At 58.4% G+C, this 12,208-nt stretch carries 13 protein-coding genes and 2 pseudogenes; 5 read left to right on the top strand and 10 right to left on the bottom strand.

Annotation, left to right across the window (positions count from 1 at the left end; translation table 11 throughout):
* Positions 1-31 precede the first annotated feature (31 nt).
* Positions 32-637 (top strand): 5-formyltetrahydrofolate cyclo-ligase, encoded by a 606-nt coding sequence (locus F8N85_RS24710; RefSeq protein WP_150806132.1) that lies wholly within the window; start codon positions 32-34, stop codon positions 635-637.
* Between the two features lie 35 nt (positions 638-672).
* Here the strand turns inward: F8N85_RS24710 and F8N85_RS24705 are convergent, their stop codons facing one another.
* Positions 673-819, bottom strand: a complete 147-nt coding sequence (locus F8N85_RS24705) for a hypothetical protein (protein WP_150806131.1) — start codon at positions 817-819, stop codon at positions 673-675.
* Between the two features lie 195 nt (positions 820-1,014).
* Here F8N85_RS24705 and F8N85_RS24700 point away from each other — a divergent pair, with 195 nt between their 5' ends.
* Positions 1,015-1,464, top strand: coding sequence for an EVE domain-containing protein (locus F8N85_RS24700; RefSeq protein WP_150806130.1), 450 nt, complete (start codon positions 1,015-1,017; stop codon positions 1,462-1,464).
* A 135-nt stretch (positions 1,465-1,599) separates the two neighbouring features.
* Here the strand turns inward: F8N85_RS24700 and F8N85_RS24695 are convergent, their stop codons facing one another.
* The gene (locus F8N85_RS24695) at positions 1,600-2,007 is read right to left on the bottom strand and encodes a flagellar basal body-associated protein FliL (RefSeq protein WP_150806129.1); all 408 of its coding nucleotides are present in this window, start codon (positions 2,005-2,007) and stop codon (positions 1,600-1,602) included.
* A 158-nt stretch (positions 2,008-2,165) separates the two neighbouring features.
* On the opposite strand from F8N85_RS24695, the gene F8N85_RS24690 reads away from it, so the two are divergent.
* A complete protein-coding gene (locus tag F8N85_RS24690; RefSeq protein WP_150806128.1) occupies positions 2,166-3,143 on the top strand; it encodes an NADPH:quinone oxidoreductase family protein in 978 nt (325 codons plus the stop codon).
* 69 nt (positions 3,144-3,212) lie between these two features.
* On the opposite strand, the gene F8N85_RS24685 is transcribed toward F8N85_RS24690, so the two are convergent.
* Entirely contained in the window at positions 3,213-3,830 is a 618-nt protein-coding gene (locus tag F8N85_RS24685) for an energy transducer TonB (RefSeq protein WP_150806192.1), read from the bottom strand.
* Between the two features lie 200 nt (positions 3,831-4,030).
* On the opposite strand from F8N85_RS24685, the pseudogene F8N85_RS35860 reads away from it, so the two are divergent.
* Positions 4,031-4,114, top strand: a pseudogene (locus F8N85_RS35860) (hypothetical protein); the annotation flags it as partial.
* Positions 4,115-4,126: 12 nt separating this feature from the next.
* On the opposite strand, the gene F8N85_RS24680 reads toward F8N85_RS35860, so the two are convergent.
* Complete coding sequence (locus F8N85_RS24680; RefSeq protein ID WP_191636257.1) at positions 4,127-4,759, bottom strand: energy transducer TonB; 633 nt, start codon at positions 4,757-4,759, stop codon at positions 4,127-4,129.
* Between the two features lie 321 nt (positions 4,760-5,080).
* Here F8N85_RS24680 and glpT point away from each other — a divergent pair, with 321 nt between their 5' ends.
* Positions 5,081-6,430 (top strand): glycerol-3-phosphate transporter, encoded by a 1,350-nt coding sequence (gene glpT, locus F8N85_RS24675; RefSeq protein WP_150806126.1) that lies wholly within the window; start codon positions 5,081-5,083, stop codon positions 6,428-6,430.
* Here glpT and F8N85_RS24670 read toward each other — a convergent pair.
* The 6 genes and pseudogenes from F8N85_RS24670 to F8N85_RS24645 all read right to left on the bottom strand — a co-directional run.
* A complete protein-coding gene (locus tag F8N85_RS24670) occupies positions 6,406-7,074 on the bottom strand; it encodes a gamma-glutamylcyclotransferase (protein WP_150806125.1) in 669 nt (222 codons plus the stop codon). The genes glpT and F8N85_RS24670 overlap by 25 nt on opposite strands.
* Before the next feature lie 243 nt (positions 7,075-7,317).
* A complete protein-coding gene (locus F8N85_RS24665; RefSeq protein WP_150806124.1) occupies positions 7,318-8,286 on the bottom strand; it encodes a CDP-6-deoxy-delta-3,4-glucoseen reductase in 969 nt (322 codons plus the stop codon).
* The gene (gene ubiD / locus F8N85_RS24660) at positions 8,286-9,752 is read right to left on the bottom strand and encodes a 4-hydroxy-3-polyprenylbenzoate decarboxylase (RefSeq protein ID WP_150806123.1); all 1,467 of its coding nucleotides are present in this window, start codon (positions 9,750-9,752) and stop codon (positions 8,286-8,288) included. The genes F8N85_RS24665 and ubiD overlap by 1 nt, the downstream gene beginning before the upstream one ends.
* A gap of 143 nt (positions 9,753-9,895) precedes the next feature.
* A complete protein-coding gene (rho, locus tag F8N85_RS24655; protein ID WP_150806122.1) occupies positions 9,896-11,155 on the bottom strand; it encodes a transcription termination factor Rho in 1,260 nt (419 codons plus the stop codon).
* Positions 11,156-11,402: 247 nt separating this feature from the next.
* Positions 11,403-11,732, bottom strand: a complete 330-nt coding sequence (trxA, locus tag F8N85_RS24650) for a thioredoxin TrxA (RefSeq protein WP_064680366.1) — start codon at positions 11,730-11,732, stop codon at positions 11,403-11,405.
* A gap of 123 nt (positions 11,733-11,855) precedes the next feature.
* Positions 11,856-12,071, bottom strand: a pseudogene (locus F8N85_RS24645) (FCD domain-containing protein); the annotation flags it as partial.
* Positions 12,072-12,208: the final 137 nt, after the last annotated feature.

The raw sequence follows: 12,208 nt of genomic DNA, 5'->3' as shown, positions 1-12,208 counted from the left end.
CTGCCGCGCTCGATTCTGATCAACCAACAGCATGACTGAACCTGCGCCGCTTTCCCGCCCGCAACTTCGACGCATGCTGCGCAAAGCCCGCCGGGCGCTGACGCCTTGCGAACAACGCGAAGCGGCCCACGGACTTTACCGCCAACTGGCACAGCACCCGCTGTTTCGCCGGGCCAGACACATCTCGCTGTATCTACCCACCGACGGTGAAATCGATCCGCGCCTGCTGCTGCGTGCCGCGCAGCGTCGGGGCAAGATCACCTACCTGCCGGTGCTCAGTGCCTGGCCACGCACCAAGATGGTGTTCCAGCGCATTCGCCCCGGGGAAAAGTTTCGTCCCAACCGCTTCCGCATTCCCGAGCCACGATTCAACACGGCCCGACAACGCAAGGTCTGGGCCCTGGATCTGGTGTTTTTGCCGCTGGTGGGTTTTGATGACGCCGGTGGTCGTCTGGGCATGGGCGGTGGTTTCTACGACCGCAGCCTGGCCTATCTGGCGCGCCGCAAAACCTGGCGCAAGCCGACGCTGCTGGGGCTGGCCCATGAATGTCAGAAAGTCGATCGACTGAATCAAGCGAGCTGGGATGTACCGCTGCAAGGAACGGTTACGGACAAGAAGTGGTATTTCGCCAGGTAGACGCCACTGGAGTCAGCGGCGTCCGGTAATCACTGTCAGTGCTTGAGGGGTTGCTGTTGCGTCGCGACGGCCATCGGGGCCTCGGTCTGGGGCGACCACAGACTCTGCGCATAACCCGTGGTCACGACGCCCAAACCGAACAAAATAACCAAAATCCATAGTAAATCCGGTTTGCGTTTCATCGATTGCCCCCCTTCAGGCACATCACACACGATGACAGCAGCGGTTTTTTTATAGGCCGTGCAGCAGCGTCAAGCTTAGAAGGCCGGCATTCTGCGGTAACGTGAACCGACACGCAAATGCTGGCGTCAACCGACTGTCGGTTTGTCATAAAATTGCCGGACAACTTGTCCACTCCCCCTCCAGGAGCAAAAACGATGGCCTATTGGCTAATGAAATCCGAGCCGGAAGAACTCTCGATCAAGGACCTGGAGGCCCTCGGCGAAGCGCGCTGGGACGGCGTGCGCAATTACCAGGCACGTAACTTTCTGCGGGCCATGGCGGTAGGCGACGAGTTTTTCTTCTATCACTCCAGTTGCCCTGAGCCGGGTATTGCCGGAATCGGCCGCATCACCGAGGCGACGTATCCGGACCCGACCGCGCTGGAGCCCGACAGCCCGTATTACGACCCGAAAGCCAACGTCGAGAAGAATCCCTGGAGCGCGATAAACGTCGCCCATGTCGAGACCTTTCCAAAAGTGCTTGGCCTGGGTTACCTGAAACAACAAACCGAGCTCGCTGAGTTGCCGCTTGTACAGAAAGGCAGTCGGCTGTCGGTGATGCCGGTATCCGCCGAGCAATGGGCGGCGGTTTTGGCGTTGCGCTAGAAAGTACTCGGTTGTTTGTACTGGGCTTCATCGCGAGCAAGCTCGCTCCCACAGTTGCCCGAGCTGCCCGGACGGACGCGGTCGAATGTGGGAGCGTGCTTGCTCGCGATAGGGCCCGCCCAGACACCGAAGATCCTATTGAATGATCAAATTATTGAACAACAGATCATCAACCATCGGCTTGCCGGTTTCGTCGTTCATCACTTGCTGGGTCTGCTTCAAGGCTTCCTGGCGGAGCTTTTCCTTGGCCTCGACGTTACTCATGGCCTCAATGGTTTGCTGGGAAAACAACGCCACCAATTGATTGCGGATCAAGGGTTCATTGGCCTTTACCGCCTGTGCCGCTTCATCGCCCGTCACCCGCAAGGCTACGTCGGCCTTGAACACCCTGAGTTTCGGGCTGCCATCCAGACCATAGTTGCCAACGAAGGGCGGGCTCAGGTTGATGTAGCTGACTTTCGGTGCCGTCCCCTCTTTGGCTTCTTCGGCCAGCGCTGCCATTGGCAGAGACAGGGCCAGCATCAACATGGTCCACGCTTTCACAGTTCGCTCCTTATCCGGTTTGCGGCCTAGCATAGCGATCCGCCTGCGCGACCCCAAGCACAAAGCTTATGGCTGACTATCAGGACGGGGCATGCTCGTTGACCGCTTGAATCACACACCTACACTTATCGGCCATCACTCCCAAAGGAATAGCCCCGATGAAAGCCGTGCTGTGCAAAGCCTTCGGCCCTGCCGAATCGCTGGTGCTGGAAGAAATCGCCAGTCCTCAAGCGAAGAAGAACGAGATCCTGCTGGACGTGCACGCCGCCGGGGTGAATTTCCCCGATACGTTGATCATCGAGGGCAAGTACCAGTTCAAGCCACCCTTCCCGTTTTCCCCCGGTGGTGAAGCGGCCGGCGTGGTCAGCGCGGTGGGCGAAAAGGTCAGCCACCTCAAGGTCGGCGACCGGGTCATGGCACTCACCGGTTGGGGCAGCTTCGCCGAGCAGGTCGCGGTGCCCGGCTATAACGTGCTACCGATTCCCGCGGCCATGGACTTCAACACCGCCGCCGCATTCAGCATGACTTACGGCACCTCGATGCACGCACTGAAACAACGCGCCAACCTGCAAGCCGGCGAAACCCTGCTGGTGCTCGGCGCTTCCGGCGGGGTCGGTCTTGCCGCCGTGGAAATCGGCAAAGCCATGGGCGCCCGGGTTATCGCTGCCGCCAGCAGCGCCGAGAAACTCGCCGTGGCCAAGGCTGCCGGGGCCGATGAGCTGATCAACTACAGCGAAACCAGCCTGAAAGACGAGATCAAACGCCTCACCGACGGCCAGGGCGCCGACGTGATCTACGACCCGGTCGGCGGCGACCTGTTCGACCAGGCCATCCGCGCCATCGCCTGGAATGGGCGCCTGCTGGTGGTCGGCTTCGCCAGCGGGCGCATTCCGGAACTGCCGGTGAACCTGGCGCTGCTCAAAGGTGCGGCAGTAGTCGGCGTGTTCTGGGGGTCATTCGCCCAGCGCCAGCCGCAAGACAACGCAGCGAACTTCCAGCAATTGTTTGGGTGGTTTGCAGAGGGCAAGTTGAAGCCATTGGTGTCGCAGGTATATCCCTTGGCCGAAGCGGCCCAAGCCATTAATGATCTCGGCCAGCGCAAGGCGGTCGGGAAAGTGGTGGTGCAGGTTCGCTAAGTTGGCCGAAGCGGCCTGAACGGCTGATGACGTCGTTCAGACCGCAGTGACGCTTTTCATGGACCACCACTACAGCAGTTTGCGGATTTCCTCGGGCAGGAAACGCACATACCTGGAGGTAGGACTGGTGCTGCAATGCCTCACAATGTACGGCACACTTCGATTGAGCCGGGCGATCAATGCCAGACGCTCTGCATCCGGTAATTGCGTCGAGTAAAACACATTCGACAGATGCGCTCGGGTGTAATGGAACGCAGGCATATCGACCCACGATGACTCCGGGTACTGAAGCGCGGCCTCATTTAAGTCTCGGCATTTCCACTTCTTGATCGATTTATTGAAGTGAATGGGTAAATCCAGGTCGAGTCGAAAATCCATCGGCGCGACAACCTCCACTTCGGCCGGATTGTCGCTATCGACCGTCCACAGCCTGAAGCGCCACTGGCTCACGGCGGCCAAGGCGACCTCGGCCAGTTGCGGATGAGGGTTCTCCAGCGTCTTCACCTTGCTGACGGAGCCATCGGCATTGGCGGTGAACGCAACCCGGACGACACCCGTGACGCCTTTCCTGAACAACTCTCGAGGATAATCCGGCTTGGGGGTGTGCTCAGGAATCAGAAAGACCTCCGCCGCCACACTATCGATAAAGATAAAAAATCCTATGACCAATCCAAGCCAACACTGCATAACCGCCACCCTTCGCGCCTTTGCTGCCAGACCTGGCAGTGGTGGTAGAGGTTAAAGCCGCATGGCGATATAGCAAATGCCATAGATTCTCATTTGAGTGCAGGAAATTTCCTAACGGCAAGCCCCTTGCTGCCCTTAACCCCCCTAAAACGGATGGAGTGGTAACACTTCCCACACCGCCCTTCCTCTGCGCCTGAGTGACATGCGCCGCGTTCAGCATGACCTATGGCACCTCGATGCACGTGCTGAAACAACGCGGCAACCTGCAACCGGGCGAAACCCTTCCTAACGGCCAACTAAAACAGCTTGCGCATATTCTCCGGCAAAAAATCGACATAGTTCGCCGTCGGATTCCTTTCACAGCTTTCCAGAATCCTCGGAACCGCTCTATCCAGGTCGTCCAACATGATCTGGCGCTCGCCATCCGAGAGTTGCCCGCGCATGAAGACTCCCGACAGGTAAGCGCGGATGTACCCGAACAAATGCAGGTCTGCCAAAGGTTTGTCCGGGAAGTATTGCCGAGTTTGGGCAAGTTCCTCGTTCAATTTGCTACAGGGCACGGTCGTTAGAACCGTATTCATATCCGAAGCCCAGGTAGCTCCTGAGCCCAGGTCGAATACAAAGGGCGCCACAATCTTGATCTTTGCAGGCCGCTGGTCAGTGGGTGTCCATGGTTTGAAACGCCATGTCTTCACCCTGCGTTTAACGGCCCGGTCAAACTCGCGGTGGGAGCTTTTGAGCACCTTGAGATCGCTGACCGACCCATCGGCGTTGACCCAATAGCTGACACGGACCTTCCCGCTCTTGTTTGCTCGCCACATGTCTATCGGGTAAACGGGATTCGGCGTGTACACAGGAATCAACTGAACATCCGCAGCTTGCACGCTCATTGAAAAAAGCAAGACCAACACCCATGCGAAACCTTTCATCCTGAACCCCATCGTGTTCGAAATGCCGAAATCGGCGAACAGGACAAGAGGGTAGTGGCCATTGCTTGTGCTTCTAAGATCAGCGCTTCTTGTTTGTACGTAGGATTTATCCGAAAGACACATCCGGACAGATATCCCGGTGCGTGGCGTAGAGACACCGTCCCAAGAACGCCCTCCTCTTACACCTGAGCGACATGTTCGCAAAGGAACATGCAATCCCTCTGATTTCCGCTGTTTCGCCAATGTGAAGCGATGCTATTTTCGGTAACGAAACCGTAACATTCGCATCCGCCGTCAAAACAAGAAATCTGGAGCCTTTGAATGTTTGCTTTCTTTCGTCCTGCCGCACATCAGGCTCCATTGCCTGAAGAACAAATAGACAGCACCTACCGCCGCTTGCGCTGGCAGATCTTCGCCGGGATTTTCATCGGCTATGCGGGTTATTACCTGCTGCGCAAGAACTTCTCCCTGGCCATGCCGTATCTGATCGACGAGGGCTACAGCCGAGGTCAACTGGGGCTGGCGATGTCGGCGATTGCCATCGCCTACGGTTTGTCCAAGTTTCTCATGGGCCTGGTGTCCGACCGTTCCAACCCGCGCTACTTCCTGCCGTTCGGCTTGCTGGTATCCGCCGGGGTGATGTTTGTTTTCGGTTTCGCGCCCTGGGCAACGTCCAGCGTGACCATGATGTTCATTCTGTTATTCATCAATGGCTGGGCTCAGGGCATGGGCTGGCCACCCAGTGGCCGGACCATGGTTCACTGGTGGTCGCAGAAGGAACGCGGCGGCGTGGTGTCGGTGTGGAACGTCGCGCATAACGTCGGCGGCGGGCTGATCGGCCCGCTGTTCCTGCTCGGCATGGGCTTGTTCAACGACTGGCATGCGGCGTTTTATGTGCCGGCGGCCGTCGCGTTGCTGGTGGCGGTGTTCGCTTTTGTGGCCATGCGCGACACCCCGCAATCGGTCGGTCTGCCGCCGATCGAGACGTACAAGAACGATTACCCGGAAGGCTACGATTCCAGCCACGAGGACGAATTCAGCGCCAAGGAAATCTTCGTCAAATACGTGCTGCGCAACAAAATGCTCTGGTACATCGCCATGGCCAATGTCTTTGTCTACCTGCTGCGATATGGCGTGCTGGACTGGGCGCCGACCTACCTCAAGGAAGCCAAAGGCTTCACTGTGGATAAAACCTCCTGGGCCTACTTTTTCTACGAATGGGCAGGGATTCCGGGCACGCTGCTGTGCGGTTGGATGTCGGACAAGATCTTCCGTGGCAACCGCGGCCTGACCGGCATGGTGTTCATGGCGTTGGTGACCGTGGCGACCCTGGTTTACTGGCTCAACCCGGCGGGCAATCCAATGGTCGACATGATCGCACTGCTCTCCATCGGCTTTCTGATCTACGGTCCGGTGATGCTGATCGGTCTGCAGGCGCTCGAGCTGGCACCGAAGAAAGCCGCGGGCACCGCTGCCGGCTTCACCGGTCTGTTCGGTTATCTGGGAGGTTCGGTCGCGGCCAGTGCGGCCATGGGCTACACCGTGGACCATTTTGGCTGGGATGGCGGCTTCGTGCTGCTGGTCAGTGCCTGCCTGTTGGCCATGGCCTTCCTGGCGCCGACCTTGGGGCACAAGCAAGTCGCCAGTCAGAGCCGCGAAGCGATCGCCTGATCCGCGTTTGATTGGCAGCGCTTGAGCCGCGCCTCCAGATTTCGGTCTGGCATGGCGTGGCTACGCAGGGCGCTGGCGGTCTGCTCGACGTAATCGCGGGTGGTGCCGTAACGCCCGCAAGCGCTTTCGAACACCTGGCTCAGCACATGATCCGGCAAATTGCCGGCATAGCTGGGCAGGTGCCGTTCCAACACAAATCCCAAGGCCTGAACCTGACTTCCATTTTCGAGACGGCAGTTAAGCCAGTGCGGACGATAGGACGGGAACGGCATCTCGCGCTGCCACAGGGCGTAGAGCGACGCTTCCAGCTGATCTTCCGGCAAGCGATAGGCGAAGCCACTGCAAGAACCGCCACGATCCAGACCGAATACCAGTCCCGGGATTTCCGGGGTGCCACGGTGCTCGTGAGACCACAGGTACAAACCGCGATGATAACCGTGCACTCGCCCGCGTACCCGCTCGACTGCCGAGCATTCAGGGCGCCAGATCAATGAGCCGTAGGCGAACAACCAGACCGGCCCACCCTTGTGCCGGCCCATGGTGGCCTGCATCGAGCTCAATAACTGTTCGTGAGTGAGCTGCGGTCCCAGATCGAGCCGCGGCGGGTATGGCGGATGCAAAAAAGCAGGTTCGATGGCTGTCATGGCGAATAGCGTTCAGCTCCTCGCATATTAAAAGAGTTACTTAATAGAACGCGCCGCTGAAACCTTGAGGCACATAAGTTTCAACGCAAGTTGAGTGCCAATAACTGTCGCGGACTTTTGCATATACCCTAACGGCATTTATTCGACTGGATAAATACCGTTAGGCTATATAGGGGGTTATATGGAGACTGACCACTGAACAGGATCAAGATCGCGATCAAGATCGCGGATCAAGATCGCGGATCAAGATCGCGGCGCGTATGCAAAGACATCTGCCCGCATCTGATGAGCATCCATTCCCGCGTTGACCAAGGCGTCCAGGGTGCCATAGACCATGGCCGGCGAGCCACTGGCATACACATGCACCGCCTTCAGGTCCGCGATGTCCTCGCAGACCGCCTCATGCAACATGCCACAGCGCCCTTCCCAGCCGCACAGATCGCTGACGACTTTGTGCAGGAACAGATTGGGCAACTTTTCCCACTCATCCCAGTGCTCGATTTCATAGAAATCTTCCGGCCGCCGCACGCCCCAGTACAGATGCACCGGGTGTTTGAAGCCCTTGGAGCGGCAATGTTCGATCAGGCTGTGGATCTGTCCCATCCCGGTGCCCGCGGCGATCAGCACCAATGGGCCGTCCGGCAGTTCAGCCAGGTGCGTATCGCCCAATGGCATCTCGATCCGCACCATGGCGTTGCGCTGCAACTGCTCGATCAGGCTCAGCGCACTGCTTTCGCGCGCCAGCACATGGATTTCCAGATCCCGTCCGGAATGCGGTGCGGAGGCCAGCGAGAAAGCGGATTTTTCGCCATTCTCACGCTCGATCATCAGGTACTGGCCGGCGTGATAGCGCGGCGACTTGCCGGCTGGCGCCCGTAGTCGTACCCGCCAGGTATCACCGCCGACTTCAATGCATTGAGTGACCTGACACGCAAAACTACGCACCGGCAATTCTCCCAGCGCAAGCACGCCATCCCACAGCACGATGCAGTCTTCCAGCGGCTCTGCTATGCAAGTGTAGAACTCGCCGTGGTCACGAACATCACCAGCCTGTTCGACTCGCCCTTCCACCAGCAGCGCGCCGCACACATGGCAATTGCCATTGCGGCAGCTCTGCGGGCATTCATAGCCCAGGCGCCGTGCCGCATCGAGAATCCGCTCACCGGGCAATATCTCAAGCACTGCTCCGGACGGCTGCAAGGTTACACGCATCAATCTATTCCTAACTGATTCCAGATGGCATCGACCCGGCGGGTGACCGCTTCATCCTTGACGATAACCCGGCCCCACTCGCGGGTGGTTTCACCAGGCCATTTATGCGTGGCATCGAGCCCCATCTTCGATCCCAGGCCGGAAACCGGCGAAGCGAAGTCGAGGTAGTCGATCGGCGTGTTGTCGATCATCACCGTGTCGCGCTTGGGGTCCATGCGCGTGGTGATGGCCCAGATCACGTCGTTCCAGTCGCGGGCGTTGATATCGTCATCAGTGACGATAACGAACTTGGTATACATGAACTGTCGCAAAAACGACCAGACACCGAGCATTACCCGCTTCGCATGACCGGGATACTGCTTCTTCATGGTGACGATGGCCATGCGGTACGAGCAACCTTCCGGCGGCAGGTAGAAGTCGGTGATCTCGGGAAACTGCTTCTGCAGGATCGGCACAAACACTTCGTTCAGCGCCACGCCAAGAATCGCCGGTTCATCCGGTGGACGACCCGTGTAGGTGCTGTGGTAGATCGGTTTGATTCGATGGGTGATGCGCTCGACGGTGAACACCGGGAAGCTGTCGACTTCGTTGTAGTAGCCGGTGTGGTCGCCATACGGACCTTCGTCGGCCATCTCGCCCGGATGGATCACGCCTTCAAGGATGATCTCGGCGGTTGCCGGGACTTGCAGGTCGTTGCCACGGCATTTCACCAGCTCGGTACGGTTGCCGCGCAGCAAGCCGGCGAAGGCGTACTCGGAAAGGCTGTCCGGCACCGGCGTGACCGCTCCGAGGATGGTCGCAGGATCCGCACCCAGCGCCACGGCAACCGGGAATGGCTGGCCCGGGTGCTTCTCGCACCATTCACGGTAGTCCAGCGCGCCGCCACGATGGCTCAACCAGCGCATGATGACTTTGTTGCGCCCGATAACCTGCTGGCGATAGATGCCGAGGTTCTGCCGGTCCTTGTTCGGGCCTTTGGTGACGGTCAGGCCCCAGGTGATCAGCGGGCCGACATCGCCAGGCCAGCAGGTCTGCACCGGCAACATGGCCAGATCGACGTCATCACCTTCGATGACCACTTCCTGGCAGACCGCGTCTTTGACGACCTTCGGCGCCATGGCGATGATCTTGCGAAAGATCGGCAGCTTCGACCAGGCATCCTTCAAGCCTTTCGGCGGCTCCGGCTCTTTCAGGAAAGCCAGCAGCTTGCCGATTTCCCGCAGCTCGCTGACCGCCTCGGCGCCCATGCCCAAGGCAACGCGATGGGGCGTACCGAACAGGTTGCCGAGCACCGGAATGTCATAACCCGTCGGCTTTTCGAACAGCAGGGCCGGACCTTTGGCGCGCAAGGTGCGATCGCAGACCTCGGTCATTTCCAGCACTGGGGACACCGGAACCTGGATGCGCTTGAGTTCGCCGCGCTGTTCCAGACCGCTGATAAAGTCGCGCAAGTCGCGATACTGCATGCATGAGCCTCGTTTTGGCCGTGGCGTTCGGGGGCATGAGTTTAGCGCCGAACCCACCGGTTCAGAATAGTGACCTGCCCGGATCATGAATAATCAGACAGCAAAAAGCCGGGTTTCCCCGGCTTTTGCTGACTTTCTGCGATTTACTTACGCTTCATCGACAGGAAGAACTCATCGTTGGTCTTGGTCTGCTTGAGCTTGTCGACCAGGAACTCGATGGCCGAGACTTCGTCCATCGGGTGCAGCAGCTTGCGCAGGATCCACATGCGCTGCAACTCGTCGTCAGCGGTCAGCAACTCTTCACGGCGGGTACCGGAGCGGTTGATGTTGATCGCCGGGAACACGCGTTTTTCAGCGATCTTGCGATCCAGAGGCAGTTCCATGTTGCCCGTGCCTTTGAATTCTTCGTAGATCACTTCGTCCATCTTCGAGCCGGTTTCAACCAGCGCGGTAGCGATGATGGTCAGCGAGCCGCCTTCTTCGATGTTTCGCGCGGCACCGAAGAAACGTTTCGGTTTCTCCAGGGCGTGCGCATCGACACCACCGGTGAGGACCTTGCCGGAGCTCGGGATCACGGTGTTGTAGGCGCGAGCCAGACGGGTGATGGAGTCGAGCAGGATCACCACGTCTTTCTTGTGTTCGACCAGGCGCTTGGCCTTCTCGATCACCATTTCGGCAACCTGCACGTGGCGGGTTGGCGGCTCATCGAACGTCGAGGCAACCACTTCGCCGCGCACGGTACGCTGCATTTCGGTTACTTCTTCCGGACGCTCGTCGATCAACAGCACGATCAGATGAACTTCCGGGTTGTTACGGGCGATGTTCGCTGCGATGTTTTGCAGCATGATCGTTTTACCGGCTTTCGGCGGAGCAACGATCAGACCGCGCTGGCCTTTACCGATCGGTGCACACAGGTCGATCACACGGCCGGTGATGTCTTCGGTGGAACCGTTGCCGGCTTCCATCTTCATCCGCACGGTCGGGAACAGCGGGGTCAGGTTCTCGAAGAGAATCTTGTTTTTCGCGTTCTCGGGACGATCGTAGTTGATCGTGTCGACCTTCAGCAGGGCGAAATAACGCTCGCCTTCCTTTGGAGGGCGGATCTTGCCAACGATGGTGTCACCGGTGCGCAAGTTGAAGCGACGGATCTGGCTCGGCGAGACATAGATATCGTCTGGACCGGCAAGATAGGAAGCGTCAGCAGAGCGGAGGAAGCCGAAGCCGTCCTGGAGAATCTCCAGCACGCCATCACCGGAGATTTCCTCACCGCTTTTAGCGTGCTTTTTGAGCAGGGAGAAAATCACGTCCTGCTTGCGCGAACGGGCCATATTTTCTATGCCCATTTGTTCGGCCAATTCGAGCAGTTCGGTAATCGGCTTTTGCTTGAGTTCAGTCAGATTCATATAGGAATGACGTAATCATTTATGGAGGGGGGAAATTAAGCTTTTGGCTTAATGAGGCCGCGCCGCAGAGAAGGCGACAGGATCGCGTACTAATCGAAAAGGAGAGCGTCGGCGACGGCTTGCAGGGGGCAAAGGAGAAACCAGTGCGGGGCCGAATGTACCACCTGAGTTTCAGAGCGTCTAGCCCTCTCTCATGAAAAAGCCCCGCAATTTGCGGGGCTTTTTCATGACGCCATAACAACGACGCTTAGATGTTGGCGTCGAGGAAGGCAGCCAATTGCGACTTCGACAGCGCACCGACTTTGGTGGCTTCGACGTTGCCGTTCTTGAACAGCATCAGGGTCGGGATACCACGCACGCCATGCTTGGCCGGGGTTTCCTGGTTTTCGTCGATGTTCAGCTTCGCGACGGTCAGTTTGCCAGCGTAGGTGCCAGCGATTTCGTCCAGAACCGGGGCGATCATTTTGCAAGGGCCGCACCATTCAGCCCAGTAGTCAACGAGCACAGGGCCAGCGGCCTGAAGTACTTCTGCCTCGAAGGTAGCGTCGGTGACGTGCTTGATAAGATCGCTGCTCATGGATGTCTCCGGGGTAGTAAGCAATAAAAAACGTTGCCCATCATAGCTGCCCTTCCCCCGTTCAGGAAGCCGCAGGTGATTGACTCTCACTATGGTGGCGCACGAGTTTGTGTATAGCTCAACTCAGGACGCTGCGGGAGTCACGATGGCAATCCCGGTGCGCAGGGCAGCGTTACGCACATGACCTTGCATGGACTTCTGCGCAGCGCCGGACGCCCGGCGCGCCAAGGCCCGGAGGATCTTGCGGTGTTCCTGCCAGGTTTCCATGGCTCGCTCGGGCCGGATGAACGGTAACTTCTGACTCTCCAGAAACAGCTCGGCCGACTGCTGCGCAGCCGAGCGGGAGCAAGCTCCCTCACCACAGGGGGCTGCAGTTGCCACAGGGATAATAAATATATGCCCCGAACAGGATCCAGATCAAAAGATCGCAGCCTTCGGCAGCTCCTGCGCGTTGGCGTCAGCGTTTGATCGTGGCA

The sequence above is a fragment of the Pseudomonas fluorescens genome (genome assembly GCF_902497875.1).
GTDB classification, from domain to species: Bacteria; Pseudomonadota; Gammaproteobacteria; order Pseudomonadales; family Pseudomonadaceae; genus Aquipseudomonas; species Aquipseudomonas fluorescens_BR.
Note: the sequence above shows the minus strand (reverse complement) of the source record. Positions and strands in the feature narration are given on the sequence as shown.